Annotated in this window: 23 protein-coding genes and 2 pseudogenes; 5 read left to right on the top strand and 20 right to left on the bottom strand. The window is 38.5% G+C overall.

Translation table 11 applies throughout. The annotated features are described in order from the left end of the window. The first annotated feature begins 172 nt into the window (after positions 1 to 172). Positions 173 to 424, top strand: a complete 252-nt coding sequence (locus tag EDD69_RS02900) for a DNA alkylation repair protein (protein ID WP_132947443.1) — start codon at positions 173 to 175, stop codon at positions 422 to 424. Positions 425 to 556: 132 nt separating this feature from the next. On the opposite strand, the gene desB is transcribed toward EDD69_RS02900, so the two are convergent. The 4 genes from desB to EDD69_RS15780 form a co-directional block, all read right to left on the bottom strand. Further along, entirely contained in the window at positions 557 to 1669 is a 1113-nt protein-coding gene (desB, locus tag EDD69_RS02895; RefSeq protein WP_132947442.1) for a Delta(10) desaturase DesB, read from the bottom strand. 191 nt (positions 1670 to 1860) lie between these two features. Continuing rightward, positions 1861 to 2034: a hypothetical protein gene (locus EDD69_RS15205; RefSeq protein WP_165871712.1), complete on the bottom strand. Its 174-nt coding sequence runs from the start codon at positions 2032 to 2034 to the stop codon at positions 1861 to 1863. Between the two features lie 40 nt (positions 2035 to 2074). Continuing rightward, a complete protein-coding gene (locus tag EDD69_RS02890) occupies positions 2075 to 2527 on the bottom strand; it encodes a M14 family zinc carboxypeptidase (protein ID WP_132947441.1) in 453 nt (150 codons plus the stop codon). Positions 2528 to 2926: 399 nt separating this feature from the next. After that, positions 2927 to 3013 (bottom strand): putative holin-like toxin, encoded by an 87-nt coding sequence (locus EDD69_RS15780; RefSeq protein WP_132947476.1) that lies wholly within the window; start codon positions 3011 to 3013, stop codon positions 2927 to 2929. Between the two features lie 457 nt (positions 3014 to 3470). Between EDD69_RS15780 and EDD69_RS02880 the strand changes: the two genes are divergently transcribed. After that, positions 3471 to 4115: a hypothetical protein gene (locus EDD69_RS02880; protein WP_132947440.1), complete on the top strand. Its 645-nt coding sequence runs from the start codon at positions 3471 to 3473 to the stop codon at positions 4113 to 4115. Between the two features lie 183 nt (positions 4116 to 4298). Here EDD69_RS02880 and EDD69_RS02875 read toward each other — a convergent pair whose 3' ends face one another. After that, positions 4299 to 6473: an SEC-C domain-containing protein gene (locus EDD69_RS02875; protein ID WP_132947439.1), complete on the bottom strand. Its 2175-nt coding sequence runs from the start codon at positions 6471 to 6473 to the stop codon at positions 4299 to 4301. 335 nt (positions 6474 to 6808) lie between these two features. On the opposite strand from EDD69_RS02875, the gene EDD69_RS02870 reads away from it, so the two are divergent. Beyond that, entirely contained in the window at positions 6809 to 7525 is a 717-nt protein-coding gene (locus EDD69_RS02870) for a stalk domain-containing protein (RefSeq protein ID WP_132947438.1), read from the top strand. A 194-nt stretch (positions 7526 to 7719) separates the two neighbouring features. Here EDD69_RS02870 and istB read toward each other — a convergent pair. The 5 genes and pseudogenes from istB to EDD69_RS02850 all read right to left on the bottom strand — a co-directional run bounded on the left by istB (position 7720) and on the right by EDD69_RS02850 (position 11696). Then, a pseudogene (istB, locus tag EDD69_RS02865) lies at positions 7720 to 8410 on the bottom strand (IS21-like element helper ATPase IstB). A 261-nt stretch (positions 8411 to 8671) separates the two neighbouring features. After that, positions 8672 to 9373: a hypothetical protein gene (locus EDD69_RS15510; RefSeq protein WP_243643025.1), complete on the bottom strand. Its 702-nt coding sequence runs from the start codon at positions 9371 to 9373 to the stop codon at positions 8672 to 8674. Positions 9374 to 9477: 104 nt separating this feature from the next. After that, the gene (locus EDD69_RS15505; RefSeq protein WP_243643024.1) at positions 9478 to 9987 is read right to left on the bottom strand and encodes a helix-turn-helix domain-containing protein; all 510 of its coding nucleotides are present in this window, start codon (positions 9985 to 9987) and stop codon (positions 9478 to 9480) included. Positions 9988 to 10213: 226 nt separating this feature from the next. Continuing rightward, positions 10214 to 10408, bottom strand: a complete 195-nt coding sequence (locus EDD69_RS02855) for a hypothetical protein (protein ID WP_132947437.1) — start codon at positions 10406 to 10408, stop codon at positions 10214 to 10216. Between the two features lie 58 nt (positions 10409 to 10466). Beyond that, positions 10467 to 11696, bottom strand: coding sequence for a hypothetical protein (locus EDD69_RS02850; protein ID WP_132947436.1), 1230 nt, complete (start codon positions 11694 to 11696; stop codon positions 10467 to 10469). Between the two features lie 355 nt (positions 11697 to 12051). Between EDD69_RS02850 and EDD69_RS02845 the strand changes: the two are divergent. Next, positions 12052 to 12929 (top strand): annotated as a pseudogene (locus EDD69_RS02845) (IS982 family transposase). A 41-nt stretch (positions 12930 to 12970) separates the two neighbouring features. On the opposite strand, the gene EDD69_RS02840 reads toward EDD69_RS02845, so the two are convergent. The 5 genes from EDD69_RS02840 to EDD69_RS02825 form a co-directional block, all read right to left on the bottom strand. Next, the gene (locus EDD69_RS02840) at positions 12971 to 13336 is read right to left on the bottom strand and encodes a hypothetical protein (protein WP_207893241.1); all 366 of its coding nucleotides are present in this window, start codon (positions 13334 to 13336) and stop codon (positions 12971 to 12973) included. 209 nt (positions 13337 to 13545) lie between these two features. Beyond that, a complete protein-coding gene (locus tag EDD69_RS15500; protein ID WP_165871711.1) occupies positions 13546 to 14028 on the bottom strand; it encodes an IS630 family transposase in 483 nt (160 codons plus the stop codon). Next, positions 14028 to 14579: a helix-turn-helix domain-containing protein gene (locus EDD69_RS15495; RefSeq protein ID WP_132947434.1), complete on the bottom strand. Its 552-nt coding sequence runs from the start codon at positions 14577 to 14579 to the stop codon at positions 14028 to 14030. Before EDD69_RS15495 ends, EDD69_RS15500 begins: the two co-directional genes overlap by 1 nt. Before the next feature lie 451 nt (positions 14580 to 15030). Further along, entirely contained in the window at positions 15031 to 15195 is a 165-nt protein-coding gene (locus EDD69_RS15200; protein ID WP_165871710.1) for a YwzD family small protein, read from the bottom strand. An 87-nt stretch (positions 15196 to 15282) separates the two neighbouring features. Next, positions 15283 to 16431 carry a DegT/DnrJ/EryC1/StrS family aminotransferase gene (locus EDD69_RS02825; RefSeq protein ID WP_132947433.1) on the bottom strand — a complete coding sequence of 383 codons (1149 nt, stop codon included), beginning with the start codon at positions 16429 to 16431 and terminating at the stop codon, positions 15283 to 15285. 114 nt (positions 16432 to 16545) lie between these two features. Here EDD69_RS02825 and EDD69_RS15195 point away from each other — a divergent pair, with 114 nt between their 5' ends. After that, positions 16546 to 16722 (top strand): hypothetical protein, encoded by a 177-nt coding sequence (locus EDD69_RS15195; RefSeq protein WP_165871709.1) that lies wholly within the window; start codon positions 16546 to 16548, stop codon positions 16720 to 16722. A 1-nt stretch (position 16723) separates the two neighbouring features. Here the strand turns inward: EDD69_RS15195 and EDD69_RS02820 are convergent, their stop codons facing one another. From EDD69_RS02820 to EDD69_RS02800, 5 genes are read right to left on the bottom strand one after another with little or no spacing between them, the layout of a single operon-like run. Next, positions 16724 to 17353 carry an acetyltransferase gene (locus EDD69_RS02820; protein WP_132947432.1) on the bottom strand — a complete coding sequence of 210 codons (630 nt, stop codon included), beginning with the start codon at positions 17351 to 17353 and terminating at the stop codon, positions 16724 to 16726. A gap of 6 nt (positions 17354 to 17359) precedes the next feature. After that, positions 17360 to 17968, bottom strand: coding sequence for a sugar transferase (locus EDD69_RS02815; RefSeq protein ID WP_132947431.1), 609 nt, complete (start codon positions 17966 to 17968; stop codon positions 17360 to 17362). A gap of 2 nt (positions 17969 to 17970) precedes the next feature. Then, entirely contained in the window at positions 17971 to 19134 is a 1164-nt protein-coding gene (locus EDD69_RS02810) for a glycosyltransferase family 4 protein (protein ID WP_132947430.1), read from the bottom strand. A 1-nt stretch (position 19135) separates the two neighbouring features. Then, positions 19136 to 20416 carry a nucleotide sugar dehydrogenase gene (locus tag EDD69_RS02805; protein ID WP_132947429.1) on the bottom strand — a complete coding sequence of 427 codons (1281 nt, stop codon included), beginning with the start codon at positions 20414 to 20416 and terminating at the stop codon, positions 19136 to 19138. Beyond that, positions 20416 to 21426, bottom strand: a complete 1011-nt coding sequence (locus tag EDD69_RS02800) for an NAD-dependent epimerase (RefSeq protein WP_132947428.1) — start codon at positions 21424 to 21426, stop codon at positions 20416 to 20418. The genes EDD69_RS02805 and EDD69_RS02800 overlap by 1 nt, the downstream gene beginning before the upstream one ends.

The raw sequence follows: 21426 nt of genomic DNA, 5'->3' as shown, positions 1-21426 counted from the left end.
TGATGTTTCGAGGGCTTCATATAGAACCATATAAAAGGAAGCTTGGCAACTCAATCATCTTTTTATATTAAATGCTTTAAACACGATTTTTATTCCTATACATAAAAATCGCACCATTTACGCATAATCCAAGCGTTCGTTTTAAAAGATAAAAATAATGGAGGTGAATCGTTTGGAACCAATGTTATGTCCAAGCTGCAAAACGAACCGAACCCGCTTTAACTTGATTCAGCAACAACCAACAGCAGTAAAACTCCATCCGCAAACTGGGGAAATCGAACAAGAATATACAAATGACGCGCTTGATCCGTTCCATCTTCCTTACAGCGGTCCTAGCTACCGCGTCCAATGCGCCGCGTGTGGACTCATTGAAAACCCAGAAATGTTCATTAAACGAGCGCAACATTCTTTCTTAAACAAATAAACCACCTTTATGACAAGATTAGTGCAGAGTTGTACTTTTAAAAAGAGAGTCGATCGCCGTTTGATGGCGTGACTCTCTCCATTCATTTTTCGAAAAATCCGAGATGCGTCATTCAAAAATGTGGGCGTCCATCTACTTATGTTTCACAACCTTTTTGAATGCTGAATCCACAAAATTGTGACTCAACTCTTGTTCGACTTCCACCTTCCGATGTTGAATGCGAGTTGGATCTAGTCCGTTTCCGAGTGTGCCACATATGTTTCCTTGGCGCGGTTCGATGAGTTCACGCTGCTGATAATACACGCGCGGCGTTTTCCAAAGCGCGGCTAACGCTTTTCCCATCGGCATTTCATGATAGCGCTCCGGCCACATTTTTTTGAGATGTTCTTTCACAAGCGGATAATATTTTGAACTCATCGTTGGAAATAGGTGATGCTCGGTGTGATACGAAAAGTTGAAATGCAAAACATCAATCCATTTCGGAACAGTGACCGAAAGGCTGTTTGCGAGCGGATCGTTGACGGGCACTAACGGATTTAAACGATGATTCGTCGAAATGTAGCTCATGACGATGAAGTTTCCGATCAACAGTGGCAAGAAAAATGCAAAAAGCCACTTTTCAAATCCGATGACAAACAACAAGCCAATCCACGTCGCCCAAGGCAATAGAAACTGCCAAAACACGACTTTGCGATTTTTCGGCTCAAAATCTTTAAAAAAGTAAAACAACATCCGAATGGAATGAAGCGTAAATGTGATCGTCAATGCGCTAAAGGCAAAGAATGCGCGAATCGCAAACGGAATTCGATATACCCAGCGCAATAAACGGCTTTTCGCTAACTTTTCTAAACTCGGCCATGCATCGGGATCCAACTCTTCATCTTGCGTATGCACATGATGACTGGAGTTATGCCATTTTCTCCACAGCTTCGGACCTGTGCACAACGGCCAAAATGCGATAGCTCCAAGGAAATCGCGCAACCATGGCCGGCGAACGACCGTCCCGTGTAAAATTTCGTGTCCTAAAAATCCTAATCCTGCAAAGCTAAAACCGAGCACCACAGAAATGAGGAAATTCCACAATAGATGAAGATTCAACAAGGAAATGACAACGAGGCAACTGATCGCAATGATGAGGTAGGCAAGACCACCAAACAAACGAGAAGGGACAGGCTGAAACACTTTTTTCGGCAAGTGCGGCGAAATTTTCGACGCATACCAACCGAACGTATAAAATTCTTTCATTTAAACAGGTCTCCTTTCAAATATACCGCCCATTCGCACAAAATGGGCGAGCTGCTCCGTAATGAGAGATGCGAAATCACACATCCGAAGATATTTTTTTAAATCAAACCACTTGTTTCCATCGTAACATCTGCAAGCTTGTCCTGTCAAAAATTTTTTATCACTTGGTACTATTATTTGGTATTAATCCCCTACTCTTTCTGAGTCAGGGGACAACTTTCTCCTATATATGATAAGCTTAATTTTCCGACATAAACAAGCTTTTCTGCCACTTCTCCGAACGAAAACGCCATCAGACAAATGAATTTGTCTGTCATGCGTTTTACGTTCGGAATCGGCATGCTTCTAGCATGCCGGGGCGGCAAGAAAAATCTTGCCGCCTATGGTAGAAAAGCGGTCTTCTATTCATGATGTGATGTGTCGGAAACTCAACTTGAATCTATATACATATTTCGAAACTTCCAGCGTAAACCCCGGCTTTTTAAAGCCAGAAATAAACCAATCGGTATACCCGCCGCTCGGATTTTTTTTCGGTTTGACAAGAGAATAGCCCGTTTTTTTCGCCAGCATCGAAGCAAGGGAGTAATCCCGCTTTTTCCGCTCTCCCAATTGATGGAAGTGCCAATAAATAATTTCTTCTGAAGAGTGGGAGGAAATAGCCATTTGGAAATTGTGAGCGAGCGTAAAATTGCGCATCGCTTGCGCTTCCGGTTCGCTGAATGGGCGCGGTCCTTTATAATTTTTCGTTGCCAGCTTTCCTGGGTTATAACAAATGTTTTTCCAATCCGCATCATACTGCCGATATGAACCTCTCCCACCTACACGTTGTTTAGAGAGGAGAGACTTCTCGGTGAACATGTTAAAAATACAAAAAGGAGAGACTTTACATTGACACTCTCCTCTTCTTTTACTCTATCATTTTTCGACAAACTTCGGTGATGACAGGCACGCAACCTTTTATCCTTCCCAATCATAGAACATTAGTCCTATTCGATATGACGTTCGATTTCCAATTTTTCGACCAAATTTAGACATGACTGGCGCAAATTCTACTCTAAAATTATTGAATTTAGTGTAATTAATCACATATAATGTAGTTGGTAAGCAAAAAGTATGATTTTTAGAGAAAGAGAATATAATAAGAAATGTGGCCGAAAGTGCTGCAACACTTTCGGCCCATGCGATAGCAGGCTCAAAGGAGTCAGCTTACATGAAAAATAGACCTCATCCAAGAATTGACGGCTGTTCAAGGGAGGTCTATTTTTTCTTTTTATCAAATGACAGCATGGTTACAACAAGCATCCCAAATGCAATCATTAGCGAAATCGTCTCGTATACTGTCAAAAGCTCACCCCCCTTTTCAACGAGATAGGGGCAAGCTGATTTTCCCTTGAACCTCTGCTATTGCATATTTATTATAACATTCTTTGAACAACCAAAACATCAAATAAAACATAAAATTTCCAATTTTATAAAAATACAGAAGGAGAGCATTCGCTTTAAAGGCGATCAGCCCTCCTTTTCTTTTTGAAAAATTTTCGGATCGCGATGCACATGCACCTTTTCAAATCCTCATTTAACTCTCCCTTATATAAATAAAAAAGAAAAGCCCCACAGATTTTTTCGACATATTTTGAGAGAATTGACACGCATCTATTCCATCATCAAAATGACCAAACTCGCTCCTCATTAATAAAAACGAAGCGTGTGATTTTTCTTTTCTGATTTACATATATTAATGAGGCTATTTTTTTAGCCTCTTTTTTTATTTTTCATCATTTCAAGAAAGGAGTCACGAGGAATGTTCGGAATCAACAAGAAAAATGTATTCGATTTTGTAGAGGATACGATCACCATCAACAAAGACAATCCTTTAAAAGAAGGCGTTGATTTTGAAATTGTATCCATCGATGTCATTACGGATGATCTTGACGTATACACAGCGGGCGATTATTTCAATGTGGATTTAAATCAGTTAGTCAGAAATCATTCGAAAAAAGAGCTGTTGTCGATCTTGGAAAATTTGAAACCCAACAACACCATCGATATTGCATCTTCATTATTTTGTTATGGTGAAGGCGAATTAGTCATCATGTATAAAATGATCGATGACGTTGATATTGAATTAGCTCAAAAGATCGGACTCGGCGTTGCTAGAATGTTGAAAGGCAAACATAAAGGAGAATTATTTATATTTAACCCTTCACGAATATCCGATGATGAAGAGGAAAATACTTATTGCGGCTTGCTGATGGTGAAAATTTATGTGCAATTGAAGTACAAAGATGAATACGATGATCCAAGGCTGGAGAGATTCATCGAAAATAATCCGGATTTTCTACATATCTTATCTCCTACATATGCGGAAGAAATCAAGAAGCAGTTAGAAGAGGTATTCATGAGTAAAAAAGGCAGCAATAACGTCGTGCCATTCAAAAGGAGATAACCGTTGCCGCTTCCTATCAAAGCATTGTCCCTATAAAAATAAAAGCAAGAGAGCTGACCATCATTATAGTGCAGCTCTCTTTCTCCTTTATTCGGTCTCCATCTTTTGATACACTTTGGAGCGTGACAGTAGATCATTCAAAAAAGAAAAGACCGAGAGCCAAACGAGGTCTCTCGGTCTTTATCAATATTTCGATAAATTTTGAGCGATGACAGGTACATACGCACCCGCCTTGCTTGGAAACACGCGCTTCATCTCAATAACCGTCCACAGGTTGCTTCCTTTTTCACGAATCGTTCCGCGAATCAACATTCCCGCTTTCGCATGGGCACAAGCGAAAGGCGCCGACTGCACCGAGTATGCTTTTCCATCTCCCAAATGTTTTACTTGGATCGTGTTTGTCGAAATTGACACAATTTCAAAAAGACCGCTCACTTGACAGCGATCGCGCGCTGCGTTTTTCATCGCTTCCATCCATACATCATGCATCCAAGCATGATACTTTCGAGTCGGATGAGGCACATAGGCATCAAGCAACCGAATCGCATCGTATATTTCTTCCTCGACCGCTTGGACAATGTCGCGAACGGCAGACGCATGGTTCGTTCCGTATTGGTCATCAAGCCATTTCGCTAACGCTTTCACCGTCCCTAAAAACGCTTTGGCTTGGTTGATGCTCGCATCTGCATTCGTTTCTAAATAGTGATAGACGATGCATTCTTCCCAATGTTCCTTTTGCATGCTCGTCCAAGATGAAATCACCGAATGAATCAAGTAATGCGCAACAATGGTCAAACCGGTTCGATATTTATACACCGTCGCCTCTGATTTTCCGAGCGCTTTCTTTTTGAAAAAGTCGATCATATCGCGAGCGAAAAACGAAGAAAGCCACTCCATTGGAAAATCAAGCTGACGATACGCTTCGATCTCCTCTTCTTGATACGCTGATGAAAGGGAAAACGGATTTTCGGTTATTTGCCGTACACTCGTTTTTCGTTTTTCTTTCAGCGTGACAAACGGCGACAACGGAAGCCCAAACGTGCGCCGAAGCGTGTTAAAATCGACCGTCACCGGGCACTCAAACTGCTGACCATTTATAAAACTCACATATTCACGCTCGCGCAACCATTGTTCGACTTTTTCGTGCTGCCCTTGTTCGATCATTTTCATTATCGTTTGGCCGTTAAAGTCCAGATGGGGACGATGAAGAAATTCATGGACCTCAATGGCTTGATTCGCAAGCATCCCAAAATAACGAGGCACTTCCTCGCTCATTCGCATCGCATACGTTTGCAACTCTACATCTTTCGGTACATCCAGCTTTCTCATCTTTTTCTCAATAAAACGAACGAGCGAACCCATTTGCTTCATAACTTGTTGGAATGCCTCAATCGCCTCTTGCCAAACAGACATAAACTTCAAGCGACTGTTACTTATTTCAATAAATCCACGCACTTCCCGCACATATATGCAATCAGGAGCTGCATTATCTTCGTACATGTAATGTTTTCCTACAAAACTTAAATTCCCTTTGTGACCTTTCCACTCACCGACAAGCACAACATCCCTTTCAACAAGCGAGCGAACGAGTTGATTCGCATCTGTCACTTCGTAATAAAGCGTCACTTCATCAATCGTTGTTATTTCCTTGTGCCGAAAAAGATCTTCGTCGATCAACTCCCCAACGATTTCAAGGAAATGATCGAAAGCAACTTGTTCATATGGCCGCTTCGTTTTCTGAAGCAACTGCTGAATCTTTTCATAAGCGCGCTGAATCCCTCTAGGTCCTTCAATGACCGCTGCACCATGAATATAATAGCGCCCATCCACCGGTTCGACCAAACAAAAGCTTCCCGCCCACGGAAGCGCTTTTGGCATCGTTTCACAAAACGGCATATACAATCGCTCTTTCGTCATCTGGTCTTCCACGATGACGCCGCCTTCATCTGCATCGACGATTTGAATGAGACGAGGAACGAGCGAGAGCCACGTTTCAAGCAACCTCTTTTTCTCTGCACTCAACTGCGCTTTCCGCTCCTGATAAAACCATTCCACCGCACGCAATCCGTTTTCAAATCGATAAAAAAACATCATCCAAAGTAAAAACAACGCTTCTAAATAATCGCCATTCTTTATGTCTGCTAGACGATTTCGAAACTCTTGTTGAATACGCAGACGCTCTTGAAACGTGAGCACACGATCTAAAAACCTATTCATCTCATCGGTCAGCTCGTGCTTCATTCGAAAAAACCGTTCCTCTTTCACTTTTTCAAACTCTACTATAACTGCTTGGTTCATACAACATTTTTTGTATTTTTTCCCACTTCCACAAGGACAAAGTTCATTTCTTCCAATCAATCTACTCCACTCTTTCTTTCATCATGATATATTTTTCATTTTAGCATAGATTGGAGAAAGTTAAACATGGAGATGAGAACTTTGATCGTGGCGAGCGAGCTACCTAATCTTTCGACAAACTTTGAGCAGTGACTGCGCCCATATTACGTATCCTCATGTACAAATTTGAGTTTTTTCTCAAGTTTTGCAGCACCATCAATACGTTGATATACTGCTGAAAAATTTTATAAGTTACACATCTAATTTCCAATATTTATATTGAATATAAGATTATATCTATTTATACTATTTTTATGTAATATACCAAAAAATTATAAAGGTAAGGGAGAGGTTTTATGAAAAAATTAGTTGCAGGATTTCTAGCTGGTGCTATTACGTTTGGTGCTGTTGGAGCTTATGCAGTTGGCGGAAACTTGATTGAAGTATTTTACAATGTTAAGAACATTAAAATTAACAAAGTCTCACAAATGCCTGATCAACAACCTTTTACTTATAAAGGAACAACCTACGTTCCTTTAAGATATATTAGCGAAAAGTTAGGATATAATGTTAAGTGGGAAGGCTCTACACAAACTATCTACATCGGTGAAATGGAAGAGACAACCGCCGCATATCCGGGAAGAGATATTGAACATATGAATTATCAAGAAGGGTATTATCGGCATTATTTCGAATACGTGTATGATTCTTCGGAAAAGATAAAGGACAACGTAGGAAACGAGTATAGTAACTATATTAAGTTTTTCATAGGCGACTCCTGGAGTTCTGAAGATCAATGGTCACTTCTCGAATTTCCTTTAAATGGTCAATATAAAACATTCAAAGCCATAGCTGGATTAACTAATGATTATAAAGATTCACCAGGATCAATTGTTCTCGAAATTTACATTGATGGTGAAAAAACTTACTCTAAGACATTTATTCCAGGAGATTTTCCTGAAGAAATTAATTTAAACATTAAAAACGTAAATAAAATCACTTTTAGGGTATCATCTCCAAGAGGCGATGTTGATAATGAATTAGGTTTATTTGATGCTCGTTTCATTAAATAATGTTTTCAATCCCCATCTCAAAAAGAAGATGGGGATTATGTTTTCTGTACATTTTTCCCTTTACATCAAGCGGTGACAGCGTACTATGTCAATAAGAAATTTTAAAATTTTACTTCTCGAACCTGAATGAAATATTACCTCTTTCAATACTGCAGGGATGTAACCGTCAAGTAAAATTGAACACTTTTTGATCATTAATTTTGGGCACGATGGATGATTCTGTCTAATACAGCTGTGGTGATAGCTGGATCACCGAGTAATTCTCCCCACTCACTAGGCCCTTTATTGAATGTTAGGATAATCGACGATTGATTGTACAAGTCATTAATCAAATGAAAGAATAAATTCGCTTCTCGTTGATCCATCGCTATAAACATTAAGTCGTCGATAATCACTAAGTTCGATTCCCTCAGTCGTTGAAGGCGAATTTGTGATTTTCGAGTAATTTCATCCGTTTTTAACGCTTGAATCAACTCTCCATCGTAATAAACGTCACTTTATACCCTTGATGAATCGCTTCAATCCCGAGACCAATCGCCAAATGGGTTTTTCCGACACCTGGCGGTCCTAACAGAATCAAGTTAAAGAGTTGGTCTAACCATGAGAGTTCTCGCAATTGGTGAAATTGTCTTTTCGTCAGTGATGGCTGTTCTTGTAGTTGAAACTCATCTAACGTCTTGTAGTAGGGGAAAGACCCCATTTCAAACGCCTCTCCCGCAATTTCTCCTCCCGACGATGTTGTTCATAACGCAACACATCGTATAAAAAACGTAGATATGTCACCTCATTCGTCTCTGCTTGTTTCACTAATATAGGCAGATGAGAAGTCGTTTCTGTCAAACGTAATACTCGTAATAACTCTTGTACATTTGTTAACTGGCTCATTTCGTTCTTCCCTCCAAAATCCCGATATATTACGTTTCTTACAGCTAGTTGTGCACAAAGGATAGAATGACTCTCCTCCTGTAATGATTGGATTCGGTTTACCTGAACGGCTTTGCCGGAAGTGTTCAATCGATGTTGCCGTTTTAAGTAACCGATCATATCTGTAAACTCTGAAGCACTATACAGCTGTAATTCGATGCATTTTTGTAGTGCTTGGCTGCAGAGGGATGTCGGAGAGTGAGCCAGTTGTTTTTGAATGAGCTACAATTGATCGCGTATATATCGCGGATAGGCTTTTCGTATGTGTTCTAGATATTCCTTTGCCACATCTGGTTGTTCAAATTGGTTGGCAACCCTTTTGATATAGGCATCGATGCCTTTCGTTCGATCTCGCAAATGGTTTCGGTTTTGAATCAGCTTTCCTTTGCCATGAGCGATCGTGTGCTTTCCTAAGTATTCCCCTGTTTCAGAATCGTAGATGAAGAGCTCCTGTTTCTTTTGAATGACAATTTGTACTGTTTTTCCAAACGGCATATAGGTTCCGCACGGAACCGTATATCGATTCGATTTGTACAGAATCGTATTGTCCTTTCTGACCGTTCTTGTTATACTGTTTGTAAGGTTTGGTTTTTGGACACAGGTCACGTCCAATGATAGAGAGATCGGTCGTAAGTGTTGTTTTTCGAGTTCGAACACGTCGACTGGTCTCTTTTTTGTCGTGTTATGGACTCTCCCATTACCTGTTCGCCGTAACCATTCCCATCCTTGTTCATTCCACATGTCGAGATTCGTAAATATCCGATGTTTGGCAAAGTTGTGTTTGATAAATCCTACGACATTCTCAATTTTCCCTTTGCTTTCCGGGTCTGCCTTTCGACATACATGAAGAGTGAGGTTGCGCTGTCTTCGATAGGCTTCAAACTCGGCGGTAAGAATGAGGTCCCCGGCATTTCCACTAACCACAATCAGGTTGTCCTGATCATAAACAAGTTCGTTTGGGATTCCACCAAACCATTGGAACGCATTCTCATGAGCTTGAATGACATCTCTCGTTGTAAAAGGACGATTTAGCCACTCTTTGTATTTATAACGCGAGTGTGAAAGGACAAACGCGATAAAATATAAATCGATTTCCTTCCCTTGTTGATTTTCACTTTGACCTTTCCAAAATCCACTTGCGCTTGTTGTCCCATAGGCGGATCCGGCACGGCTTGATATTGGCGAATCGAGGTCTCCTTTGGGATTTTCCATTCCTCTCGTAAATTACGTACATAACTCCGAACCGTACTTTCTCCCACGCAAAGGTCAGGATAACGTTCCTCTAACCAGTCTTGTACCTGAGACGCTGATAAATCTGGATGCTTCTGAATCCAATGTAAAATAAGCTCTCGATAAGGGTCTAACTTTTTTCTTCGTTGCTTCGTAGAAGCTAACCATGTTGTCATGTCCTCAGGTGAACGCTTTAAATAGTTATATAATGTCGTTCTGGATATCTTTAATTTTTTAGCGACGGATGTTTTACTAAACCCTTGTTTCAAAAGTTGATAAATTTCCATATACATTTCCCACTTATCCACCTTTCAGTCCCTCCAACAGCTAGATAAAATCTCAACATCTATCATAGCTGTTAAGAGTAAAATTGGTAAATAAGTGTCCAATTTTATTTGGCGGAAACTGTCCACTTTATTTTAGCAGTTACACCTTTGAACATAGACATGTATAAATCTTGAATCTCCATGCGCAGACACACACCCTCATACAAAAAAAGTCCCTCTTGAATGCGAAGGACTTTTCTGTATGTAACTATTTAAGAAAAGAATATTTGAAAAGCATTTTTTTGAACGTTCCTTCGTCTTTGATAGGAAGTTGATGCTTGGGAGATTGATAATAGCACTTTTGATGGATAATGGTATTTATAAAATCCAGAAAAACTTTATCATCCATCTCAACCGGTTTTGAACAGACAGGACAACGCAATTGACCAACGATTTCAAACATACAATCTCCTTCTTTATTGATCGGGCGTTGACAAACAGAAATTCCCGCTCGGCAAGTGCTAAACTTCCCTTTTCATGACTATATCTTTTAAAAACTGAAATACGGCCTCTAAATCTTTCGCTTCCTCTTCTCTTCCAATATAATCTCGGTTATATTTATCTACCATCCGATACATTTCTCCATCCCATTTTTCAAACTCATCATCTGTAAGATCGCGTTGATTCAACACCTTTGCTGTTCCTCTTCCGTTATACCTTGCCTCCATCGCCAACCTTTTCGCAAGCCTATAACAAAGCTCCTTTTTTGTTGGATCTCTTTTAAAATGCCGAAAATCGATATTAAACTTCAATCCGAAATTATGAACTGTCCGATAGTGGATATCCATACTTCCATCCGCATCCACCCAGCCAATATGAATCCGAATATCCGCTCCATATTTCGTAGGTAAATCAATAATAAACGCCTTCTGATTTGAACGGTAACTCTTATCCCATCCTAACTCCAATAAAAAATCTCGTATTCTGCTGTATGTGTCAATGACATCTTTTGATAAATACAATTCCAATGTATCAGGAGTCGGTTTTACTTCCTTCTTTTTCTTTACCAGCTCATCCCATGTACCTCTGCTGAAATTGGCATCTTGCGTTTTGATCATGGGCTCCCTTGAATCGAATAACACCATCATTTCTGAAGGTTGAAACGCAATATAAGCAAAACCACCGTGAGCAAATGTACTTTCCCGCTTCTCCCATACCCGTTCATCCAGAATATCGGCAAGAACACATGCAATGACATTGCCCTTCATTATGTTTTGGATCGTGCAATCATAAAGCCATTTTGCTTTTTCCTCAGAAAATCCCCAATGTGCGCACCATTGCTTAAATCCATCGTAAAGTCCTTCAACACGATCGTTGATAAAAGGCGGAAAAACCGAATCGGCATTCGCTTTTATTAAATAGCGCCTTGCCCCCATGACAATTTCATCTTCAGATCGTTTGGATAAGGAAAGGCGATATGGATCAAGCTGCTCTCTCCAAATATTCTCATTTAATTCAGGATTCGAGCACAGTTTTGCTTCAATTAGCCAAACTTCTCCGTTCTCATCCGTTCCAATTAAATCTAAAATTCCTGATCGATTCCCGCTCTTTCCATCCGGCAGCCAGATCTCGTTCCCCCAGATAAAAAGCTTTCTCGTTTCTCCATTCGTTAGAGGAATTTGATGAGCAAAAGTATATTCCATAAAAGCATTGACCAGTTGTCTTTCATTAGGATAAATAGAGATAATCAATCAATCCTCCCCCAATGGCGCTGATATGTTCACTAAATAAAGAAATTTAATGGAATATATTTCTAAAAAACCACTACTTATCAATTATATTAATTTACTTAATTTTCATTTTTCAACTATCATTATTCAACAAAAGTCGACATATATCGTTGGATGACGTTCATCATTCGAATGACGGTAAGCTCCTAAATCCCCATTGCATGACTATTGATTGCCACCATTGTTTTTTACCTTTCCTTTTTTATTACATAAACCCGTGGTACTAGATAAAATGAGATGAGTATAAAAATAGCCCTTGCATGAAGGATCTCCTTTAAAATGAAAGTGCTACCAAACATTCAAAAGGAGAAGTCCCATGCAAGAGCACTTTTATTTTACAACAGATCGAGCCAAACTTCAAAAACAATATGTAGCGATTTTATTCTTTGTATCTGGACAATTGTCTTTAATTCAGATGTATTTACAACGTCGAAATCGTCATTTGTTGAAACAGGAAGACAAGGTCATCATCGCCGTCCATGTTCTTGGAAAGTTGTTTGGTTTTACATCCGAACGAGCTTGGCACCGATTTGTGATCGGAAACTTATTTTCGAAAGATTTATTTCCTGAACGCTCTCGATATAACCGTCGTTGTCGAAATCTTGGCTTTGCCGTCAAATGGATACGATATCAACTAGCCAAACGTGGGCAACATCACGCTTATGCGGTAGTGGATAGCTTACCCATTGAACTCTGCCACCACGCACGAATGTATCGCGTCAAACGGTTTCAAGGAATCACAGATATTGGGTATTGTGCATTAAAAAGATGGCTTACTATGGGTTGAAGCTTCATCTTCAGATCACCGACCAAGCGCTTCCGATGGGATATGTCGTAACCGAAGCATCCGTCACGACCGGACAGCTGCGGAAACAGTGATGGCCCAACTTCCTCATCCGTATACACTTGGCGACAAAGGATATGTGAGCCAAGACTTGCAAAAGAAGCTGTATGATGAATACAAGATCACTTTTTGGACGCCCGTTCGGAAAAACCAGAAGATCCACCAATCGAAAGCATGGAAACGATGGATGAAACGAAAGCGCAAAGTCATTGAAACCGTGTTTTTCAGTTCTCATTGATCAGTACCGGATCACAGAGATTCGAGCCAACTCTGTTTCTGGATTTGAATCAGCTTTGGATGGCATTTTACTAGCTTATTCACTCGTAATTCTTGGGCTAGTTGAGGGTTAAGGTTAAACTAGCACCACGGGTTAAGAATTTGATCTTTCAAATTACTCTTTTTCTAACTCAATTTCCATTTCCTTACCACCAGTCTGTACTCTCACTTTTACAACCTTATATTCTTTTATTAGAGAAAGTACTAATGAAGTTCCGAGATATGCAATCGCAAGAATTATAGCGATTTCTAATCCAGTTAAAGTAGCAATTGGTACAGCAGCTACTGTACTCAGACCTCCTGTTATCGGCGTAGCAGCCAAGGAAGCTGTTAAAATTCCTAATGTAATTTTTGATACTTTTTTTAGTTTAAAAGATTTGTTTACTTTTTCAGCCAAATCCCCTTGTATGATAATGTTTTTAATTCCAGCTTGTACAGCATCTTTTAACTCACTTTTTGTACGAACTACTACTTTATCCATTAATACCCTTCTTTCCTTTCTCTTAGCAAATAATAATTAATTTCTACCTTGTACTTTATTTACTTCCTAAAATTTTACAATATACATAATTAATATTAACATTATTTACATAATTAAACAACAATGATTTTTACATTTTTTTGCTACAGATAGGTTTGTAAAATTTCATAAAATAGGAATTAGCTAGTTGTAATATATATAAATCCAACTTAAGCTTTCGACATATGAACCTGTGCGACTCGTTGGAGTACGTTTTCTGGCATATCCGCAATGTATTCCAAAAAAGAAATGATCGATTCTCGTATTTCTTCTCGAGTCGCATGGAAATGGTTGACAATTACACTTTCTTTCATCCACTTCCATATACGTTCGCACAAATTTAAATTCGGTGAATACGGTGGCAAAAATAAAAGAGTGAGACGTTTTCGATGTTTTTCTAAGAACGGCTTTAGAATGACAATGTTTTTCTTCGGATATTGAGAAAGAACATATTCCAAAAATTGTTGAAACCATTGTGCATTACACATCGCTGCTTCCATGCACAAAAATTCGCCATTCATGACATTGAGTGCACCAAATAAAGAAACCGTCGCATGATGTCCATACGTAAGAACTTGTTTTTGTTTTCCTTTCAAGCTCCATGTGGCATGGAGAGCCTGGTAATCACGAATATGACTCTCATCTTCGTACATTAACACCATGTCTTCGGAGACGTTTTTTTTAACTCTTGAACATGTTCTTGAAATTCTTGTTGTTTCCGAGGGTTTGCACGCTTTAAGGTATACGTTGGGCATGTATAACGAAATCCCCATAGATGAAGCATTTTAGTAATGCCATACCGAGTCATGGATACATTCCATTTTTCTTCCAATACATGTTGGATGATGCGTGTATCCCAATACGCTTCTACTCCAAACCCTTCTTGGGCAGGAGTGGACATCAAAATCATGTTCTTGAGCTGAGTTTCTTCCTTTTCGGACAGGTACGGTTTTTTACCCGGAGCGTAACGGCGTTCTAGTAATGCGTCCATGCCGCCTTCATTAAATTTTTGAACATAAGAAGAGACCGAATGTCGATGAAGATTCAACAGTTGAGCCACTTGCAATCCCATATAGCCTTGCATGACCAAACGAATAGCAGCGACTCGTTTTGACATATTAGCGTTTTTTTGAGCACGTTCACATGCTTGCAGACGTTCAACCGTCCAACCATAGTCATTCGTAATTTGCAGAGTTTTTCTCATATCTATCCGCTCCTTTGTATTATCATTAGGAGCAGTATAGACAGATGACAGCTATATTTAAACATGTAGAGAAATCAAGTTTGACTTATATAAAATCAAACGGTCACCAAGAAGCTGCGAATCACAAAACCTCACATAAAATTGATGGGCGTCTTCTTGAGTCCAGTTTACGGGCGATCCTAACTCGTCCAAAAGGGAATTTAAGTGATCTTGCAATTTTATTCCGTTATTTTCCATATCGCATACAACTCCTTCTCCCCTAATCCTTTACAACAGCGCAATCATCCCGCTTTTTCGGATTCAAAGGATGCGGATGCTACTTATCATCCTTCAAAAAAATCGTATTCATTTTTATAACGTTAGGAAAAATCATTTGGATGTAACTTAACGATGGAATTTTATTAAATCTTATAATAATAACTATAAATATTCTGCCAATTTAACACAAAAGCTATTTGTTTACGTTTTCATTTTGCAGTAAGCTGTGTAATTGATGGGCAAGGTCTTGCACAAAATCACGAACAGAAACAGAACTGAAAGATTCCCCTTGTTGATAAGCATGGATAAGGATCTGTTTAAGTTGGGTGGTGCAATTGTCCAAAGTTTGTTTTCTCATCGCGAATAAGCTCCTTTTTGTTTCAGATTTGTTCTACTTAAAAAATAAACGAGCTACCCCATTAAACAGAGGATGGCCATTTCCGCTTTACCTTTGAATCGCTTTTAAAAATACATCGATCACTCGATTTTGTTCTTCCACAGTCATATTGGAACCAGACGGCAAACAGATGCCGTTTTCAAAAAGCTCTTCAGAAACACTCCAATTCTCATGATGTGGATAATACTTTATCCCCTCAAACACCGGTTGTAGATGAAGCGGTTTCCATACAGGTCTTGCTTCAATATTTTCTTCCGCAAGAGCGTTAATAATGTCCATCGGCGTGACATCTAGTTTTTGCTGATCGATGGTTAGTGTTGTTAGCCATCGATTGGACATGGTTCCTTCAAGTTCAGGCATAAAGTGAATGCCATCAATATCCCCTAATGCCTGCACATAACGGTCAAAAATCGCTCGTCTCGCTTTGACACGCTCGTCCAACACTTCCAACTGCGCTCGACCGATACCGGCAAGAATATTACTCATGCGATAGTTATACCCTATTTGACTATGTTGATAATGTGGAGCTGGATCACGGGCTTGTGTTGCTAGAAAGCGGGCTTTCTGTAGTGCTTCGAGATCATCGGAAACAAGCATGCCCCCACCCGATGTGGTAATAATTTTGTTTCCGTTGAACGAGTAAATTCCAAACTTTCCAAATGTGCCGCTCTTTTTTCCCTTATATGTAGAACCAAGTGATTCAGCCGCATCTTCAACAACTGGAACATTGTACTGATTACAAATTGCTAAAATCTCATCCATCTTGGCACTTTGACCATATAAATTAACAACAATCACTGCTTTTGGAAGCTTTCCTTCACACTTCGCTTCTTCCAATGCTCTCTCTAAAGCCAATGGAGACATGTTCCATGTATCTGGCTCTGAATCAATGAAAACAGGCTCCGCCTCTTGATATAAAATCGGATTCGCACTTGCGATAAATGTTAACGAAGAACAAAAAACACGATCACCTTTTTTCACATCTAACAAACGTAATGCCAAATGAATCGCTGCTGTTCCTGAACTGACAGCCGCAGCTCCTTTTGATCCTACATATTCAGCTAACTCTTTTTCAAATGCGTCGACATTCGGACCGAGCGGAGCGATCCAGTTTGTTTCAAATGCTTCGTTAATGTATTTTTGCTCATTCCCGCTCATATGGGGAGGAGAAAGATAAATTCTAGATTTATTTACCATAATCGATCATCCTTAAACATTGAAATTTAAAAATATATAGATTCAAGTTGAGTTTCCGACATATCTCATCATGAATAGAAGACCGCTTTTCTGCCATAGGCGGCAAGAAAAATCTTGCCGCCCCGGCATGCTAGAAGCATGCCCATTCCGAACGTAAAACACATGACAGACAAATTCATTTGTCTGATGGCGTTTTCGTTCGGAGAAGTGACAGAAAAGCTTGTTTATGTCGGAAAATTAAGCTTATCATATATAGACTCGTCCTACAGACAAGTCTACTTACTTTTATAATCTAATACTTTATAAGTCTAGTTGGCGAACCAACCGCTTTACTAAAAGGTGGTATATCTCTAATAACTGTCGAACCTGCACCAACGATACTCCATTCACCTATTTTTATCCCTGGAATTACTGTAGCCGAAGCACCAATATGAGTACCTTCACCAACAGAAACGTTACCTGTTAAAGTTGCATTTGGTGAAATGTGAGCATAATCGCTAATATGATTATCATGTTCAATGATGGACCCAGTATTAATAATTACATGTCTACCAATTTCAGCATTCGCATTGACAACACAATTAGGCATCACTACGGTCCCTTCGCCAATACGAGCAGAAGGACTGATGATCGCAGAAGGGTGAATTAAAGTTGCAAATCTCTCTTTCTGTAACCTCAATCTTTTAACGATTTCTAAACGAACTTGGTTACTGCCGATAGCAACTATAAACTTAACACTCTCATCCTCGTTGGCAAGATTAGAAACCGCTGAAATGGGTCCATATAAAACTCCATCTCTTTCTTGTATATCCTTATATTTGTCGTCTAAAATCGCAATAATTTTATAAGTCCCCATCGCAGTAATAATATCTTGAATAACTTTGCTATGGCCACCTTCACCAATCACAACAATTTGATTCATTAATAATCATCCACTCTTTTGTGCATTTTTCGTACCAGTGAATTTTTCCATTGTCACATGTCCAGCTTGGTTAATTCCTTCCGACTTAAACACTTTAATAACAGTCAGAAATAAAATTTTTAAATCTAGCCAAAAAGAACGATTATCCACATACCATACGTCTAATTTAAACTTTTCTTCCCAGGAAATTGCATTACGCCCATTGACTTGCGCCCAACCTGTAATACCAGGTTTTACTTCATGACGACGGGCTTGTTCTGGTGTATACAGTTCTAAATATTCCATCAGTAACGGTCTAGGTCCTACGAGACTAAGATCCCCTTTTAACACATTAAATAACTGAGGTAGCTCATCAAGGCTGAATTTACGAAGAAATTGCCCAAAAGGTGTTAATCTCATATGATCGGGTAACAATTCTCCATTCTCATCACGTTCGTCTGTCATGGTGCGAAATTTATATAAATAAAAAGGCTTACCGTGCAGGCCAGGGCGTTGTTGTTTAAAGATCACTGGAGAGCCTAGCTTAATTCTTACTAAAACTGCCGTTACAAGAATTATGGGAGATAAAATAATAATTCCTAATAAAGCACATATAAAATCAAACAGACGTTTCATGATTAATCACCTTTTGACACAAGGCTATTAAATAATTCAATTTGTTTATTAATAACCTTTTCTTCATCAAATAATTGTTCAGCAATTAAACGGCTTCTTTCACCAAAAGCTAATCTCTTATCCTTATCTTTCACCAAATTTTCCATTGCCTCATAAAGCGATTTAATTGACGCCTTTTTTACTAAATAACCATTTTCTTCGTGAAAAACTTCTTCTCTACAACCTCGAATATTTGTGGCAATAATAGGTTTTTCCATTGCCATAGCTTCAATAATTGACCTAGGTAGACCTTCTCGATAAGAAGGTAAGACAAACACATCGCTAATAGAGAGTAATTCAGGGATATCCTTTCTAAACCCGACATATATAATTCCAGGGTAGGATAATAACTCTTTGATTTTATAGTAACTCTCTTGATCCCGCTCGCTTCCAAGTAGATCACCAATTAAAAGAAGCTTTACATTATTATATTTTTTAGACAACTCTATAAATGCTTCTAATAACTCAAAAATACCTTTTTCTCTTACTAAGCGGCCTATAAATGTAAAAACTATATCATCGTTGCTAATCTGAAGTTCTCGCTTCATACTAATTCTTACATCTTCAGATATTAAACAAGGATTAAATTTATTATAGATATCTACACCATTACTTAAATGAATAATCTTATCCTCTTCCAAGAATTTGTCTTTTAATGAAAGTTCATAGTCTTCTCTGCTCTGCAATAAAAGCCAATCTGTCAAAAATCGAGCAGCATATTTTTCAATATTGTAGAAAAGTTTATATTGAAAAGAAGGCATATCTTCATGAAAATAAAATCCATGTGCTGTGTAAATGATATGTTTAATTCCTGCTAATTTGGCTGCAATTCTTCCTAATAAAGCAGCGATAGGAGTATGAACATGGACAATATCGTATTTTTCACTCTTCATTAACTTATATAAATCAATAATTGACTTTAAATTTGATATAGGACTGATCTTTCTATCAATTTTAATATTAATCATTGTTAAGCCTTCTTTTCGTAACTGCTCGAATTTTCCTGTATCTGTACAAGCATTATGAACAATATAACCTTCTTCCATTGATTTAAGTATCAATGGCTTTAAGAGCGCATCAACACTTAAATCAATGGCACATACCTGCAAGATTTTCTTTCCTTTCATTTTACAATCTCCATAACGTAATATTTTCCGGACAAGTTTCTTTCTCTAATTTACTCTTAATATCTACAACAATACCTCTTCCATGTTTTAGTAGTTTGTTGAACTGTTCCCATCCCTTTTCAACATACTCATTATGAGGAACAGCCAATACAACTGCATCAGCTGGTACTAACTTATCATAATCGACTAATTCAATACCATATTCATGAACAGCTTCATCCTTATCAGCCAGAGCATCTGTTACTTGTACTTCAACACCAAATTCTTGTAACTCACGAATCACATCGATTACTTTAGAATTTCGAAGATCTGGTACGTTTTCTTTAAAGGTTAAACCTAATACAGTAACTCTCGCACCTTGAATTGGCATATTTTTGTGAATCATTTGTTTAACTAATGATGTCGCAATAAATTTGCCCATATTGTCGTTAATACGACGACCAGCCAAAATAACCTCTGGATGGTAACCGACACTTTCTGCTTTATATGTTAAATAATAAGGATCAACACCAATGCAATGTCCTCCAACTAAACCAGGTGTGAACGGAATAAAATTCCATTTAGTTCCCGCTGCCTGTAATACTTCCGCTGTATCAATTCCAAGTTTATCGAAAATAATAGCTAATTCGTTCATTAATGCGATGTTTAAATCACGTTGTGTATTTTCAATAACCTTTGCCGCTTCAGCTACTTTTATGGAGCTTGCTCGATAAACACCTGCCTCTACTACGGAACCATAAACACTAGCAATAATCTCCAGTACTTCATCATTTTGGCCAGATACTACTTTTGTAATTTTGGTAAATGTATGTTCTTTGTCACCTGGATTAATACGTTCTGGAGAATATCCAACAAAGAAATCAACACCCGCTTTTAACCCTGATGCTTTCTCGAGCACAGGAACGCACACTTCTTCCGTTGCACCAGGATATACTGTTGATTCATAAACAACGATTGTACCTTTTTGTAGATTCGAACCAACCGTTTCACAGGCTTTAATCAACGGCGTTAAATCCGGTTGTTTCGTTTCGGTAATTGGCGTTGGAACAGCCACAATAATAAAATCCGCCTCACGAAGTTTAGACGGATCATTTGTAAAATCAATATTTGCTTCTAATAAATCTTCAGATTCTACCTCATTGGTATAATCAATACCTTGTTTTAATGTATTAATTCGATTTTGATTAATATCAAAACCAATCACACGCCTTTTCTTTCCAAAAGCTACCGCAACAGGTAAACCAACATATCCTAATCCAACAACTGCAATTTTTCTTTCCATTATAATTTCACCCCATAATAGTCAAGATACCAATCAATAAATTTGCTTACCCCTTCTTTAATAGACGTTTGGGGTTTAAAATTTATTTCCTTATATAAATCTTCAACATCCGCATATGTAGCCGGAACATCTCCAGCTTGCAAAGGTAAAAATTCTTTCTTAGCTTTAATTCCTAGTTTCTCTTCAATAGCAGTTATAAAATCTAGCAAATTTACCGGGTTACTATTCCCGATATTGTATACTCTATAAGGAGCATAGCTTGTACCAGGGTCAGGGTTCTTACCATCCCAGTTTAAGTTTGGTTCCGGTTTCCTTTGAATTAATCGATACATACTCTCAACAATATCATCAATATACGTAAAATCACGCATCATATTACCATTATTAAATACCTTTATAGGATTTCCATTAATTATTGCTTCCGTAAATAAAAATAAAGCCATATCCGGTCTACCCCATGGTCCATATACAGTGAAGAAACGAAGACCTGTTGTTGGTAAACCGTATAAATGGCTATAAGTGTGCGCCATTAATTCATTGGCTTTTTTCGTTGCTGCATAAAGACTCACTGGATGATCAACATTGTCATGAACAGAGAAAGGCATCTTAGTATTCGCACCATAAACAGAACTAGAAGAAGCATATATTAAATGTTCAACATTATAACGGCGGCATGCCTCTAAGATATTCATAAATCCGACAATGTTTGAGTCGATATATGCATGCGGATTTACTAGGCTATAACGTACCCCTGCTTGTGCAGCTAGGTTGACTACGATTGTAGGTTTATATTCAGTAAATATATAGTTAATTCTTTCTCTATCTTCTAAAGATACTTTTTCAAATCTAAAATTAGGGTGTTTTATCCATTCTAGTCTATCTAATTTTAACTTTGGATCATAATAATCATTAACATTATCGATACCTATTACTTCGTATCCTTCATTCAATAAACGTTTAGATAAGTGTGAACCTATAAAACCCGCGGCACCCGTGACAAGAATTTTCAT

It is taken from the genome of Thermolongibacillus altinsuensis, from assembly GCF_004341205.1.
In the GTDB taxonomy this organism is placed as follows: domain Bacteria; phylum Bacillota; class Bacilli; order Bacillales; family Anoxybacillaceae; genus Thermolongibacillus; species Thermolongibacillus altinsuensis.
Note: the sequence above shows the minus strand (reverse complement) of the source record. Positions and strands in the feature narration are given on the sequence as shown.